11 protein-coding genes are annotated in these 14381 nt (G+C 55.3%); 3 read left to right on the top strand and 8 right to left on the bottom strand.

Translation table 11 applies throughout. The features are described from left to right. Nucleotides 1-34: 34 nt before the first annotated feature. On the top strand, nucleotides 35-1189 hold the full coding sequence (locus R6V78_RS02495; protein ID WP_410287745.1) for a glycerate kinase: 1155 nt from the start codon (nucleotides 35-37) through the stop codon (nucleotides 1187-1189). Here R6V78_RS02495 and R6V78_RS02490 read toward each other — a convergent pair. From R6V78_RS02490 to sbtA, 3 genes are all read right to left on the bottom strand, one after another. After that, nucleotides 1183-2205 carry a type II asparaginase gene (locus R6V78_RS02490; protein WP_410287744.1) on the bottom strand — a complete coding sequence of 341 codons (1023 nt, stop codon included), beginning with the start codon at nucleotides 2203-2205 and terminating at the stop codon, nucleotides 1183-1185. The two genes, R6V78_RS02495 and R6V78_RS02490, sit on opposite strands and share 7 nt — an antisense overlap. A gap of 26 nt (nucleotides 2206-2231) precedes the next feature. Continuing rightward, the gene (sbtM, locus tag R6V78_RS02485; RefSeq protein ID WP_410287743.1) at nucleotides 2232-3857 is read right to left on the bottom strand and encodes a thio(seleno)oxazole modification radical SAM maturase SbtM; all 1626 of its coding nucleotides are present in this window, start codon (nucleotides 3855-3857) and stop codon (nucleotides 2232-2234) included. A 106-nt stretch (nucleotides 3858-3963) separates the two neighbouring features. Next, entirely contained in the window at nucleotides 3964-4179 is a 216-nt protein-coding gene (sbtA, locus tag R6V78_RS02480) for an SbtA family thio(seleno)oxazole RiPP natural product precursor (protein ID WP_410287742.1), read from the bottom strand. 478 nt (nucleotides 4180-4657) lie between these two features. Between sbtA and R6V78_RS02475 the strand changes: the two genes are divergently transcribed. Continuing rightward, nucleotides 4658-7261, top strand: a complete 2604-nt coding sequence (locus R6V78_RS02475) for a DUF1566 domain-containing protein (RefSeq protein WP_410287741.1) — start codon at nucleotides 4658-4660, stop codon at nucleotides 7259-7261. Between the two features lie 178 nt (nucleotides 7262-7439). Next, complete coding sequence (locus R6V78_RS02470; RefSeq protein ID WP_410287740.1) at nucleotides 7440-7919, top strand: cytochrome c3 family protein; 480 nt, start codon at nucleotides 7440-7442, stop codon at nucleotides 7917-7919. 164 nt (nucleotides 7920-8083) lie between these two features. On the opposite strand, the gene R6V78_RS02465 is transcribed toward R6V78_RS02470, so the two are convergent. The 5 genes from R6V78_RS02465 to R6V78_RS02445 form a co-directional block, all read right to left on the bottom strand. Beyond that, on the bottom strand, nucleotides 8084-8770 hold the full coding sequence (locus R6V78_RS02465; RefSeq protein ID WP_410287739.1) for a DUF554 domain-containing protein: 687 nt from the start codon (nucleotides 8768-8770) through the stop codon (nucleotides 8084-8086). Between the two features lie 133 nt (nucleotides 8771-8903). Beyond that, on the bottom strand, nucleotides 8904-9539 hold the full coding sequence (locus R6V78_RS02460; RefSeq protein ID WP_410287738.1) for a TetR/AcrR family transcriptional regulator: 636 nt from the start codon (nucleotides 9537-9539) through the stop codon (nucleotides 8904-8906). Nucleotides 9540-9647: 108 nt separating this feature from the next. After that, a complete protein-coding gene (locus R6V78_RS02455) occupies nucleotides 9648-11633 on the bottom strand; it encodes a ribonuclease catalytic domain-containing protein (protein WP_410287737.1) in 1986 nt (661 codons plus the stop codon). 160 nt (nucleotides 11634-11793) lie between these two features. Continuing rightward, a complete protein-coding gene (locus R6V78_RS02450) occupies nucleotides 11794-12063 on the bottom strand; it encodes an HU family DNA-binding protein (protein ID WP_410287736.1) in 270 nt (89 codons plus the stop codon). 206 nt (nucleotides 12064-12269) lie between these two features. Beyond that, a complete protein-coding gene (locus R6V78_RS02445) occupies nucleotides 12270-14138 on the bottom strand; it encodes a flagellar assembly protein A (RefSeq protein ID WP_410287735.1) in 1869 nt (622 codons plus the stop codon). Nucleotides 14139-14381: the final 243 nt, after the last annotated feature.

The raw sequence follows: 14381 nt of genomic DNA, 5'->3' as shown, positions 1-14381 counted from the left end.
CGTCCGTCAATATTCTCCGGAGGAGCAACCATTTATGCGTATCGTCGTCGCCCCCAATGCGTTTAAGGGCAGTCTCAATGCCGTGGAAGCGGCGCAAGCCATTAAAAAAGGAATCCTCAACGTTCTTCCCCGATGCGATGCCGTCTGCGTGCCCGTGGCTGACGGGGGTGACGGGCTTACTGAAGTCATGCTCGCCGCGTTGGGCGGTCAGATGGTCAGCGCCAGCGTCCATGGCCCGCGAATGGAACCCATTTCGGCTCCGTTTTGTATGCTTCGGTCGCGAAAAACGGCCGTGGTGGAAATGGCCAGGGCCAGCGGGCTGGCTTTGTTGCCCGCTGATCTGCATGATCCGACACAGACCACTACATTCGGTACCGGCGAACTGATCCGCGCGGCCATGGATAGCGGCGCGACGCGGATCATTGTGGGGATCGGCGGCAGCGCAACCTGCGACGGGGGTATCGGCATGGCTGCTGCCCTGGGTTACCGGTTCTTGGATGCGAGCGGTTCGCCGGTCGAACCGGTGGGCGGTGCGCTGAATGCGATCACGGCTATTGACCGCGACCACATTGATCCGAGACTCCAGGATCTGTCGGTATCCGTGGCCTGCGATGTGACCAACCCATTGACCGGCCCGGACGGTGCATCGCCGGTCTATGCCCCCCAAAAAGGCGCCACGCCGGATCAGGTCGTCCAGCTCGACGACGGGCTGGTTAACCTGGCCCGGGTCATTCATACGGATATGGGAATTGACCTGGCGGATATGCCGGGAGCCGGGGCCGCGGGTGGTCTTGGAGGCGGTTTGCATGCTTTCCTCAGGGGCGAGCTGATACCGGGAATCGACCTGGTGGTGGATGTTGTCGGGCTCAAGGGACACCTCGCCGGTGCTGAGCTTGTAATTACTGCCGAGGGCCGGATCGATGGTCAGACCCGGTTTAACAAAGCCCCGGCAGGTGTTGCCCGGGCGGCCAAAGCGGCCGGAATACCCTGCATCGCCATTTGCGGCGGGATCGGTGATCGCATTGAATCGCTTTATGATATCGGCATCAATGCGGTTTTTTCGATCTGCAGTGGGCCCCAGTCGCTGGCGGAAACGATGCAACACGCCGGTGATCTGCTGGCCCGCCGCAGCGAACAGGTGGTCAGGGCCTTTCTCGCCGGGCGATCGGGACGGCGCGTGGATCAGTAATCATAAAAGAGCTGCTGAATCTCATCCAGGCTGCGCGTTTGCAAAAGCGCCAGCATGAGCAGGATTCTGGCTTTCGCCGGGTTGAGCTCATCCGAAGCGACAAACCCCATGCGGTCGTCATCGATCTCCATGTTCCGCCCCACTTTCCCGGTGGGAACGCGGGAACTGCGAACGATCAAGATTCCTTTTTTTGCAGCCCGGGCAGCCCGTTGAATGGTGGCTGCATTCATGTTGCCGTTGCCATCTCCGGCGATCACGATGCCCTTGGACCCGTTGTCAACCGAACAGTCGATAAGGTCAGGCGGCATGTCGGCGCAGGCGTAGATGATATCCACGCGGGGCAGGGATGCAACCCCCTTGAGGGAGAACTCGCTTTGATGGGTGTGCTTGCGGAACGGTCTCCGGAAATACTCGGTCCTGCCATAATCGACCGTTCCGATCAGCCCGTTGATGGGCGAAATGAACGTCTCCACGGACGTGGTATTGGTTTTGGTCAGCGAATGGGCGCCATGGATTCGGTCATTCATCACGACGAGTGCGCCCCTTCCAGCGGCATGCGGGTCGGCGGCGACCGCGACGGCATTGTAAAGGTTCAGCGGTCCGTCAGCGCTGACGGCGGTGGCAGGGCGCATGGCCCCGGTCATAACCACGGGTTTTTTGCTTTTAACCGTCAGGTTAAGAAAATGGGCCGTCTCTTCCATTGTGTCCGTGCCGTGGGTGACCACCACGCCGTCGGCCTCGGAGCTGCCCAGCAGGGTGTTGATCCGGTTGGCCAGGTCGATCATGATGGCAAAGGTCATGTCCTGGGAGCCTACATTGGCCACCTGATCACCGTGGATGCGGGCGAGGGCGGTCATACCGGGAACCGCATCGATCATCGTTTCGATGGACACCCGGCCGGGTGTGTATCCTGCCTGGGTCGCAGACTCCGCCGAACCGGCAATGGTTCCGCCTGTGGCCAGAATCATCACGCGGGGTAATTTATCCGGCTGGTGCCGGCTGCCACGAATCACCATCGATATCCCTCGGCTGCGTGCCGGCGTCAATCCGGATTTATGTTCACACGGCGTTGTGCCGGAACACGGCCGCCTGGTTCCGGGTCGACAAAACAAAAGGGGTCTTTTTCAGTAAACACATCCAGGCCCAGGCTGTGGGAGACAGCCAGGCAGCCGCGGCAGACGAGGTTGAGACTGCATTCGCGACAGGCTTGACTGCCGGCGCGATATTTTCCGGCCCGATGACCGTGATAGATATCGTAGAGGCTGCTGTCAAGCATGTTTCCGATGATGGAGGGGAATTTCCTGCAGGCGTGAACTTCACCGTCGGGCAGCAGGGCCAGAAAATTGAATGCAGCTCCGCAGCCATAGCCGGTGCAGCCTCCCAGGGCGGGGTCGCCGTTTTCCCGCCGAATAATGTTGAACAGATTGTCCTTGAGGCCCATGATTGGGCTGTTGACGGCCGCTTTGGCGTAAGCCCGCAGAAAAAATTCAAAGGCGTTTTTTTCGGGCATGAGAAGCTTGGCCCCTTCTCCCACGGTAGAGAGCCGATTGAAGGTGAATGCATCGGTCCGGTTTTCCAGCAATTCAGCCAGCGGAATGACCTGGTCAAGATTGTCGCGCGTCAGAGTGAGCATTACCATGCTGAAGATATCCAATTCCCGCAACACCTGCAGAAACTTCAGGGACCGGTCGAAATGTCCCTTGCCGCGAATATGGTCGTTGTGTGCGGCCAATCCCTCCAGGCTGATTTGAAAATAAAGCGGTCTGGCGATTTCGAGGAGTCGTTGAATCTGTTCAACGGGTGTCGGGTTGCCCAGAATGGCGATACCGAAACCAAGCTGCGCCGTCCTCCGGTAGACCATTTCAAGATGAGGATACAGCAACGGGTTGCCACCGGTGAAGGTCACCTGGCCACGCACATGCATTCGACGGCAAAAGTCGTAAAAATCCTCCAGAATGGCCAGGGCCTTGTCAACGGATATGGCCGCACGGTCGCTTCGATCATAGCAATGCTTGCAGTGAAGGTCGCAGGCCTGGGTGATGTGCCACTGAAGGGTAAAGATCTGCGCGCACAAAAACGATTCAAGTTCGGGGGGCACCATTGCCCTGGTCTGCGGAACGCGGCGGATGCCTGACCCTGGCGACAACAGCAGCCCCTGAAAAACGGCGCGATCGATGGCGGTCTGGATGTCACCCCGGCTCACGTTGCCGAGTGCTGCCGCCGTTGTGGGATCGACCTGTTCCGCTGCCAGTTTGAGCGCAAGCAGGTCGATGTCACCGGCTTCGCGATAGTGCAGCTGATTCGTTCCGGGGTGCTGCCAGATGATCACATGTGCCGGTTCGCTGTACGGGGGCGCACCCGTGGCCCCGGCCTGGATAAAGACGGCCAAATTTTTCCATTGGACAGGCACGATGGTCAAGGTGGGGTTGATCGTAATGGCCTCAACAGGCCGCTTGAGGTCATCGCACTTGACTTTTATTTGGTAGAGCATCCATTCCAGCCGCGCCAGGTCGGCGATGTAGCCGGGCAGGTCCATGCATGCCGTCAGGTGAACGAGTGCGTCGGGAAGGTTTTCAGCCCCAAAATCCTCTTCCACTGCCGCCAGCACCCTGCCCCAGGTTTCTTTGCCTAGCGTGCGGCAGCAAGTGGAGAAGATCGTTTCTTGCATATCGACATCTGAAAAATTCAAGTGGTGTTCGTATGCGTTGCCAGGTTTGGCGAGTCATTTGGCTTTGTGCGATCAGCCACGCAGCCTGCGTGGCGGGGCGTCAGCTTCAGCCACTTTTGGCTGGCGCCTTTTTTTCATCGTCGGTGCCACCGGCACCGGAAGTGCTGCCACTTCAACCGCTTGCGGAACCACCGGTTCCGGCCTTATCGCCACTTCAGGCGCTTTTGCCGGATGCGCAGCCGCTCAAAGTGAACGTGGATCCTGCAATCAAACCGGCGATACAGAAACCGGCCAGGATCTTTTTCAGTTCGTCTACATCCATGGTTGCCTCCTGCACGGTAAACGGTTTTTTTCCATCTAACCCGGGGCGTGAAAATAAAAGACTGATGATTGCGGTGTGATGCTGATATAGAAGAAGGCGATAGCGCAACTGAAAACAATAGCAAAAAGCTATCAGAAGCCCATGGGCATGTCAAGCCTGCTGTTTACAAGATTCTTTAGTTATTTCTGTAATTCGTGGATGCAAACCGGCAATGGACGCCAACCTTGCCTTTGACAACTTTCATCCCCGTCTGTTATAGATTTGGTGACAATCTAAACTTTGCCGGGGGCTTACGATGGCCTACGGATGCTGATACCCTATCATCCGGATGAACCGCGGCAGCCTGTGCACTCCCCGTCGCTTGCGGCGAGGTTAGCGAGTGGACTTGAATCGTTTCGACAGAAAGCGGACCGGTAACCGGGCCATTTTGATATCCGCCAACGGATCCGGCGGCTTTTGAAAGAGGACGCGACCATCCATGAGCGTAAGGCTGATCGAAGAATTTCTGACCGGCGACAGCAAGGAAATTCGGGATCTTGCCAGCAATGAGGCCTTGCTGGTCGGGTTCCTGACCCTGGCAAAGGGAATCGATGACCTGGAGGACATAAATACCCGTTTCTATGAGGAGTCGCGAAGCCTTTACCAGGTCACCTCATCGGGGCATTCTATCAGCAAGCTGGCGGCAATCCTGTCGGATTTTTTCGGTAAACCGGCCAAGGCACCCGGTAAAAACCTTCCCGTTACCCTGCGCTTCGACCCCGTCGTGAAACATTTGGGGGGAATCCGCAAAGACCAGGCCCTTTTTCTGAAAAAAATTAAAACCGGGGTGTTCTACGGTGCACTGTGGCCCTGGCAGCAGGACCCGACCAAGATCGAAGTCCTGTTGGGTTTTTTTTCCACCGGTATCAGCCCCGAAGATTACCGCTGCCTAGGAGCCCTGATTCAAAAATTTCTGAGCAAAAAAAAGATCGCAAGCATCTCCGAGGTGGGCGGACAGATCCATGGCATCAGCCTGCCTTCGTTTCTGCAGATGTCTGAAATGGAGGGCGCCACCTACACGTTGAGAGTGACCAGCGGCGATCGTACCGGTCATCTTTACCTCGATGGCGGCAGCTTAATTGCGGCGCGGTATGCTGACCAGACGGGCAACGCGGCGGCATACCGGATCATCAGCTGGGACAGCGCCGCCATTCAGATTGAGGCAGCCGACCCCGACCAGGTCAGGGAAATCAACGATCCCCTCATGCACGTGATGATGGAGAGTTTGAAGATCAAGGATGAGGCGGGCGCAGAACCGGCAAGCCCGGCGCCCGTTCCCCCGCCACCCGCCAAAGCCAACATGCCAATGCCGGCGGTGGATCGGCCGGCAACGGAAAAATCAGCCCAGCCGGACGGGATACCCGCCCGGAAAACGTCGACGCCGGCCCCAAAGAAGCCCCTTGCAAAAGTGTTTGCCCAGCCGCTCCAGCCCGAACCCCTCGATAGTGTGCCTTTTCAAAAAGCAAATGATCGTTCGGTGGGCAAGCAGAATCAGATGGGAAGGACAACCAAGCTGCTCATCGTTTTAGGGGTGGTGATTGTTTTTGCCATCGCCGTTGCCGGTGGCGGAAATCTGCTCAAGGAGCGGCAGGCCGATCGACGGTACGACCAGTTGATTGCAGACCTGGCGGTCACCAACGAACTTGACGCCCAGATTGTGCTGATGATGCAATACCTGCAAGCAAATCCCAATGATGCCCACCGGTCTGAATTGGAAACCCGGTTGAACGAAACCAATGTCGAAATCGAAAAACAAGACTACGAAAAGACCATCCAGGACGTCAATGGTCTGCCGATTGATGAAAATTATGAAAAAAAAGCACTCTCTCTGTATACCGCATTCTTAACCCGATACCCTCAAAGCATCTATGCCAAACCGGTTCATGCAGCCATTGGCGGCATCCGCCAGTTGCTGGCAAGGGCGCATTTTGAAGATTTAAAAAAGGTTTCCGGGGCCGATTATCTGGAACGCCACGCCGCCTATCGGGAGCACCTGGAACGGTTCCCGCAGGGTGCCGAGCGAGATGCTGTGGCGCGGATGATTTCCGACCTGGCACAAGAATATTTATCCGCCATTGAAAAACAGACCGCCGCATGCGATGCCCAGGCAGATTGGACCGCCTGCATCGCTCAGTGTGACCGCTTTTTGTTAACCTTCACCCACCAGGATGCGTCAGAGAAGGTCAACCGGCTGCGATCCCTGCTTCAAGACAAACAGGATGTTGCGGCGCTGACAGCCAAAGCGGCGCTCCTGGCCGATGACCCTGTCAAAGCCAGGCAGGTGTATGCCGACTACCTGAAAGCACAGCCGGATACCACCCAGAAAGAGGCAATCCGCCAGCGTATTGAAATCCTGACCGGTGATCTGGACAGGCAAGCTGCATGGAAAGAAACGGCGGCCTATGCTTCCAATCCGGCAAACGATATCAACAGCCGCATCAAAAGGTTGGATGAATATATGCAGAGTTCTGCGGTGGGGCCGTACATCGCCTACGCCCAAAAATTGAAAACCCAGCTCGAACCGGAGCTTCAACAAGCCATTCGCGCCCAGCGGGCGGATGCGGAACGGCGTAAGCTGCTGGCCATGCAGCAGGCTGAACAGGTCCGCCGGACCCAGGCGGTCCAGCGCATCCAAATGCTTCGGAATCAGGTAGCCGGACAGCTTGTTCCCGTGGCGCACCGCTTTGTCGATCACAAAGACGGTACGGTCACCGACCGGCTCACGGGTCTCACCTGGTGCCTGCTGGATTCACACCTGGATCTCGAGAGGTGCATTTCCTACGAAGCCGCCAAAGCCTACGTTCGGGCGCTGAATGTGGGCGGCCATTCTGACTGGCGCCTTCCCACCGCCGGTGAACTGGCCGCACTATATAAAAACAGTCCCTTTTTCCCCGGCACCGGTGCCGAGTGGTACTGGACATCGGAATCTTTTGCCAGGGGATTTCACCGGGTGGTGGATGTGGTGACCACGGTGCCGGAGACCGTGTTCACGAGGACCGCCAAACCCGAGGCCAGTTGCGGCGCCGTTCGTGCCGTGCGCTGATAAACAGTGTTCTTCGTCGGATGTCGCCAGGTGGCTGCAACCGATTCGGCCGGGAAGCAGGGGCTGCCCGATGGGGGCGCACGGCAATTATTCATTGAAAAATTTTCTATTTGGGTTTATACCTGCTTCGATTTTTCAACGACCAGAGCCCAGATAATTATTGAGGAGGGGTAAGCGTATGCGTAGCCTATCGATTGTGGAGGTTGTGTTGCTCATCGGTATAGTCGCCTGTGCCGCGTTGGGGACCGCCGTTGCCGGAGATGATGAAGAGATGTGTGTTCCCATGGGGATTATTACCCTGGAGCCGCCTGATTCGGTGGAAGCCAAGCGCGCCGCCGTGGAATTTCAGCATGGCCGCCATTTTATCCTCGCCTGCAATACCTGTCACCACACATGGGAAGGGGCGGAGCCGATCACCGGATGCATGACCGCTGGTTGTCACGACCTCGATACCCTGCCCAGAAAAGAAGACGCCAAGGCCATCGACAAGGAACAGGCCTTCCGATACTACAAAAACGCCTACCACGGCCAGTGCATCGGCTGCCACAAGAGCATGAAGGAAGAGATTCAGAAGATGGCCAGCACCCTTACCGGGATGGATGGCAAACTACCCACCACCGGTCCTACGGGTTGCATCGGGTGCCATCCGAAGGAATAGGGCGGCGGGCATGGCCCGACCCGTTTGATGGAGAACCAAAAAGCCCCGTCCGGCGACGGGGTTTTTTTTGTCGAACGCCCAACCGGCTGCCCTGGTGGTTCATGCCAGTGCATCGATCTTAAAGCGTGTGTTAACCCACTGCCCCGAAAGGAGCAGCTGCCATTTTACAAAAAATGGACCCCTATGAAATAGATCAGCGGCAGGAAGATGGCCGGAAGCATGTTGCCGACCTTTATACGCGCCAACTGAAGCATGTTGATGCCGATGGCGGCAATCAGCAGCCCCCCCACCCCTGACATCTGGGAAATTACACCCGTGGTGAGAAACGGCTTGAGCAGTGATGCACCCAAAGTGATCGCCCCCTGATAGATCAGTACCGGAATGGCGGAAAAGACTACCCCGCCGCCGAAGGTTGAGGCGAAGACCACCGATGTGATACCGTCCAGCAAGGACTTGGCAAACAACGTATCATGGTTGCCTGTCAATCCGCTCTCCAGAGACCCGACGATCGCCATGGAACCCACGCAAAAAACCAGGCTGGCGGTAACGAAGCCTTTGGAAAAGCCGCCATTGGTTGAGCGGCTGAAACGCTTTTCGACAAAGGCGCCCAACGCTTCGATGCGGTCTTCGATTTTCATGGCTTCCCCCAGCAGGCTCCCGATGGCCATGCAGACGATGACACCGAGAAGATTTTCTGCCCTGAGTGCGGAATGGGTGCCGATGAGAATAACAGACAGACTGATGGCCTGCATGACGGTCGTTTTATAGCGGTCCTTGATACCTTTCTTCAGGAGTTGGCCAGCCACGCCACCTGCAATAATTGCCGCTGAATTTACCAGTGTGCCGATCATGGGGTGCTCGCTTGTTTTTCTGAGTTGAGAACATCGTGGGTCCGAACGCAGGCAAGCCGGCAACAGGTGCCGGCTTGCCTGCGTTCGAAAAATTGCTTAAGCCAAGGGGTGTAAGACGGACGGCCGCGATCTATCAATCCATTTTGCGGATACCCCGCTCAAACAGTTCAAAAGCCGTTGCCAGGGTGGATTTCAGATAGTCCTTATCGGCAGTGATGATTTTTTTGCTGGCCTCCCAAAGCACCACACCGGAAAACATGGACCAGAAGATGTCGGCCAGGGCAACGGGGTGGCGATCGATAAAAATACCTTTATCCATGCCTTCTTCAAATATTTTGGCGATGGCTCCGATGGATTTCTTGGACAGTTCCTTGATCTCCTCCAGCAGCGATTCGGAAAGGTTCTTTAGCGTTTCGCTGGATTGAAGGTGAAACATATTGATGATGATCAGCGGATCGAAATCATAAACATCATACATGGCCTCCATGAGTGCGCGCAACTTCTGATCCGGATGCAGTCCGGTTTCCTTGTTGACATGGGCGACCCGAATCTGCAGGTATTGGAGAATACGCAGTGAAAGCGAGGCGTAAAGCTCTTCTTTGTTTTTAAAGTAGAGATAGAGGGTGCCTGGGCTCAGTTCCGCCTCTTTGGCAATATCCTCCATGGTTGCCTTGTTGAAGCCCTTTTCCGAAAAAACCCGTTTTGCCGCAACGATAATCTGCTGCCGCCGCCTTTCTTTTTCTCTTTCTTTACGTTCCTGAATACCCATGGTGCCGATGCTTCCTGAATGTGATTTATTTTGGAAACGTCTGTATAGTGAATAATCCTTTGGGGGTCAAGGGAAATCGCCCCATGGGCCAGGGCAGCCGCTGCGGCGCTAGCCCATGAATACGGAGAGGATGTTGTTGCGGGCGTTGACATGCTGGATGGTTACCTGAACCAGATCTTCGGGCTTCAGGTTTATCCCGCTGGACTGGGGCAGGGGGCATTCGATCATGTAGGCCTTGAGCAGGATGGTGTACATATTGCGGCGCCGCTGCAGAACAATGGCCTCCTCCTTCTCTCCGATTCGACGTTCCAGGTGCTTGAGCAGCCAGTAGCGGTTTCTGCGAAACTGAACGCGTCCCACATCGGCCATGGGCTGGGCCAGTTGTCCGATAATTTCCTTGATCTCCATTTCGCTGTAAGGCTTTTCAAGACCCAGCACCGCCCGAAGCTGGCGCTGGGTGACCAAATCAAAATATTTTCTGATGGGTGACGTGGCAGTTACATAAGCATCCAGTCCAAGCCCGCAGTGATGCTCCGGTCCGGGCAGCAGGACAAATCGATTGAGCAGTTTACGCTGCATCCAGTTCTGAAACAAGGTTCCCGTGCCGTTTTTAAGAATGCGATCTTTGGGCTTTGGCTGCGATCTGAAAATGGTCGGGGTATTGTTTTCAACCAGAAACCGGGCCGACAACCAGTTGGAGAGGATCATCATTTCAGCGATCAGGATTCGACCCGGACTTTCACGGTTGACTCGATTGACAACCGGAATACCGGATTCATCCAGCCAGACGTTAATTTCTGGAATGGTGATTTGGATGGCTCCCTGGCTTAACCGTTTTTCGCGGAACCGGCTGGCGATATCGAAGAGCGTGGCGATGGCCGTACTCTCTTCTGCACTGATGTTGGCTTCATAGTAGCTGAGCTGGTGGTCGACGCGGATGATCGAGGCGAAGATGTCGTAGCTGATGATCTCACCGGACAGACTGATTTTGACCATGGTGCTGATGGCCGGTCGGATGAGATCCCTTTTCAGGCTCAGCCGGTTCTCTGCGAGCAGCGGGGGTGTCATGGAGATTCGGTTGTCCGGCAGGTAGATTGAACTCCCGCGCGATCGCGCCTCCCGGTCCAGCAGGTCTCCTTTTTTTATGTGTTCGGCGACATCGGAGATGTGAATCCCTACCAGGAAGTGATCGTCCCTGGTTTCGATGCTCAAGGCATCATCAAAATCCAATGTGGCCTGCCCGTCGATAGTGATCGTGTTAAGGTGGGTAAGATCCACACGACTGGTGCCTTCAAACAGGCCCGCTGTTTCCGCCGGTATGGATTGGGCCGATTCGATAACCGGCTGCGAAAAATCAGTGGGAATTTTAAACCGCAGCAGATCCACATTTTCATCCGGTGTCCATTCCCCCACGGCCACCAGATGGTTGAAAAGAGCCTCGGTCGATGTGAGATCGGCCTTTTTCATGATTGCACGGGCTGTATCGCAGTGGGGGCTTTCTTTGTCGAACAGATAAAAGGATTTGATGATTTCCGTTATTTCCTGATGGCGGGCCGGTGCTTCTACCGTGGAACCCGACCGGACAGACTGGATCCATGTTGCAGCGGCGTCAATCAGGTTATCCTGACGGGCGGTCTTTTCTTCTGACGCGATGAGGGCCGCCACCTGTTCTTCTGTATGCGGCAGGAATCGGTCAGGCCTGAATTTAAAATAGCGCCTGCTTTTAAACAGGGCGCGGATCACTCCCGCTTGGTGATCATCGTCTGCATCCGTCGGGAAGCACAGGCCGGTCATGGTTTTCAGATCGATCCATGTCTGTTCCTGGTTGAGGATTTCCCAGAGCAATTCAGTCTCAATTTCATCGGCGATGGCGCTTCGCTTGAGAGACAGCTCGCGAAGGGATTGTACGAGCTGGTTTCTGCCCAAGGCCAGATTCAACCGTGCGCTCCCTCGATGAGAAAGGCGTTGGGCGGCCATTTTCACCTCCCGGTTGTGTTCGGTCAACAGCCTCAGTCTCTGGTTGCCGCCTTCCAGCACCACCGCACAGATGGTTTTTTGATCGTCAATATATTCTACAATATCACCTGATTCCATGGCTGTTTGTTTTAGCAACCCCCCCGTTGAAAGTCAATGCGTTGAGACGCTGCGGCGATCGTCAATCGGCTGCCCAACCGGGAAGCGTAGCGCTTGCTTTCATAAAAAAAGGCAGGGCCATCGGCCCTGCCTTTTTGAAATGGCGGATCGAAGGGCGTTGCTATTTGACGATATCCTTCAGCGCTTTCCCCGGTACGAACTTGGGGACCATTCTGGCTTCGATCTTGATTTCGGCACCGGTCTGGGGATTGCGGCCGGTGCGGGCTTCGCGCTTGGTGGTCTTGAAGCTGCCAAAACCGGCAATTTGAACGGGCTCATTTTTTTTCAGGGAACTGGTGATAGCTGAAAAAACGCTGTCCACAACTTCCTGAGCCTGTTTTTTGGTAGAGACAATCTGGGCCACTTCGTTGATTAAATCGCCTTTATTCATCTTTCATTCTCCTCCATATAAAAGTGTAAACATAAGGACCGTCAAGGTGGCCACCTATACCCGCTATTGCCATTTGCGTCAAGTCATTAAACGTTTCCGGGCATACGCCCGGAAATTACCGGTCGGCCTATGAACCCCGTGTGGCGGCCTTTTTCCAGGCTGTCGCGGGTGTGGGACGGGGTGGGTTGATCCGTTAAATGGCGCACTTATCGAAACGGATTCAGCTCAAAACGCCATCGTTTTAAGCCTTCGTGGTCCGGTTTGTCAGTTTCCATAAGCGACAACCGCTTAAGATCCTCCTGAAGGACCAGGGCACAGTGTGGGCCGCTTACCTTGGTTCCGGCAATGATGTTGCCTCCGATTTTGACAACCGCCACGCCGTGGCTGGTCTTTTGTGCTTCGTTGATTTCATTGAGACGTGCATCCAACGCATTGATGGTTTGAACGGTTTCAGCGATTGCCGTTTCAGTGGCGGCGATTTCCTGACTGATGGATTCATCCGCCTCCATGAGCTGAGCAACATCCTGATCATAGGCATCCTGTTTGGCTTTCAACTCCACGATGGTCTTTTGCAGTTTTTCTGCCGCGGCATTATCTTTTTTCAACAGTCCGGCTTCTACTTTTTCCTGAAGGCGCCGGTGCTGAACCATGCATTTGTCCTGTTCCTGGGCCACTGCTCCCAGGCGGGTATTGACTTGATCTGAGCGGCTTTTTAGGTTTTGAAGCAGTTTCGGCAGGTTTTCTCGCTCTGCCTTGATCGCCTTGATTTCTGCCTTGATGGCCTCTGCCTCCCTTTGCATGTGCTGGTCGATCCCGACAACCATTTCGTTGGATTTGGATGCCTGCGTGCCGACATCCATGGCGGTGATCCCCATCTTGGCGGAGATGGTCGACGAGATGATGATTCCATCGTTGACCAGACAGCGGCCATTGACTTCAATCCTGGATTCGATGATCTCCTTTTCCACTGCCATGTCACCGGTGATGATGATGTCGCAATTGTGGATATGTCCGGCTTTCAGATTGCCGCCGGATCGGATAGTGGCACCAAAAATACCGTTGGCTGCGCTGATGTCTCCGTCCACATCGATCCGGGCATCGCGAATTTCCTTGGCTCTCAAGCTTCCGCCCTTGACCCGATAGCCTTTTTCGACGGCACCGGCAACTTCGATATGCCCATCAAATACCACATGACCGGTTTGCAAAGCGATGTCGCCTTGAATATGAAGGGTTGGCATCACCGAAATTTCGCCGGTAACCGAAAGTTTGGGAATGCCGGACAAGGTGGCGTGCACCTGCATGCCGTCTTCTGAGCGCCGGGCGCCTTTTCCACATTTAAACCGCTGCTCACGCAACCTGGGAATGGGAATGATGCTGCCGAACACATCCATGCCCTCCCGGCCTTTGGGGCCCGGAATTTTTTCCGCCAGCAGGTCCCCCGCTTTCACCTGAGGCAAATCGCCGCGTTCTTTCCAGTCCATCAGTCCGTCTTCGGTCAGTGTGCCGATTTTCAAGGGGTCGGTATCAAAAAGGTATCTGATTTGGGGCGGTGCATCCGGAATTGGATCGGTTCCGGCAGCAATGGCCCACTGCTCTCCGACACTGAACTCAGCGTTTAAAAATTCCTGGATATGCACATCTTCGACGATGCCGTGAAGGATGCCCTGGGAATGCAGTCTGGTTTTGACGTCGTTGACGTCCAACGCTGTGGTCGGGACCGTTCCATCGATATAGATCGACGCCGTTAGTTTGTCTTTGGATACAGTGATGTCGAAGGCGGTGTCCTCTTTTTTGACGGACCGCAGGGATTTGGATTGTTTTTCGGGTTTCGCCGATGCTTCGGTTGAATGGGTTCGGCTGTCTAATTCTTGCTGCACCTGAAGAATCTGGTCACGCTCAGCAGGGGTAATGGCGCCCATTTCAACCAGGATTTCACCGATGGGCATGGTCACCCGCGTCTTATTGAAGATGCGGGTTTGAACCACCAGGGCTTTGTCCACTTTACCCTGGTCGACGAAATGCATCTCTACCGCAATGGTGCCAAACTTGCTGTTTTTGACATTTTCACCAGCCATGAAAGCCATTTCCATTGCTGCGGATGCTCTCCCATGGGATCATTTTGAAACGCCATCGGCCTTGTGCCGCCAGACTTCAACTGAGACTGTCATCGGATTTTTCACGGGAAACTTTAGCCGATTGTGTCATCCGGCTCCCGGCAGTGGTTGCACAAAGCCCTGGGTGTCACCTCTATTTCATGGATAGTGGGTAATTAATTCTATAAAACAATTGCAGACTGGCCAGCCATGATTGATGAATGG

The organism is Desulfosarcina sp., assembly GCF_046496365.1.
In the GTDB taxonomy this organism is placed as follows: domain Bacteria; phylum Desulfobacterota; class Desulfobacteria; order Desulfobacterales; family Desulfosarcinaceae; genus Desulfosarcina.
Note: the sequence above shows the minus strand (reverse complement) of the source record. Positions and strands in the feature narration are given on the sequence as shown.

What these genes read in the sequence shown, in the direction of transcription:
- R6V78_RS02495 (WP_410287745.1), top strand. Translation starts at nt 35, where the DNA reads ATGCGTATCGTCGTCGCCCCCAATGCGTTTAAGGGCAGTCTCAATGCC.
- R6V78_RS02490 (WP_410287744.1), bottom strand. Translation starts at nt 2,205, where the DNA reads ATGGTGATTCGTGGCAGCCGGCACCAGCCGGATAAATTACCCCGCGTG.
- sbtM (WP_410287743.1), bottom strand. Translation starts at nt 3,857, where the DNA reads ATGCAAGAAACGATCTTCTCCACTTGCTGCCGCACGCTAGGCAAAGAA.
- R6V78_RS02475 (WP_410287741.1), top strand. Translation starts at nt 4,658, where the DNA reads ATGAGCGTAAGGCTGATCGAAGAATTTCTGACCGGCGACAGCAAGGAA.
- R6V78_RS02470 (WP_410287740.1), top strand. Translation starts at nt 7,440, where the DNA reads ATGCGTAGCCTATCGATTGTGGAGGTTGTGTTGCTCATCGGTATAGTC.
- R6V78_RS02465 (WP_410287739.1), bottom strand. Translation starts at nt 8,770, where the DNA reads ATGATCGGCACACTGGTAAATTCAGCGGCAATTATTGCAGGTGGCGTG.
- R6V78_RS02460 (WP_410287738.1), bottom strand. Translation starts at nt 9,539, where the DNA reads ATGGGTATTCAGGAACGTAAAGAAAGAGAAAAAGAAAGGCGGCGGCAG.
- R6V78_RS02455 (WP_410287737.1), bottom strand. Translation starts at nt 11,633, where the DNA reads ATGGAATCAGGTGATATTGTAGAATATATTGACGATCAAAAAACCATC.
- R6V78_RS02450 (WP_410287736.1), bottom strand. Translation starts at nt 12,063, where the DNA reads ATGAATAAAGGCGATTTAATCAACGAAGTGGCCCAGATTGTCTCTACC.
- R6V78_RS02445 (WP_410287735.1), bottom strand. Translation starts at nt 14,138, where the DNA reads ATGGCTGGTGAAAATGTCAAAAACAGCAAGTTTGGCACCATTGCGGTA.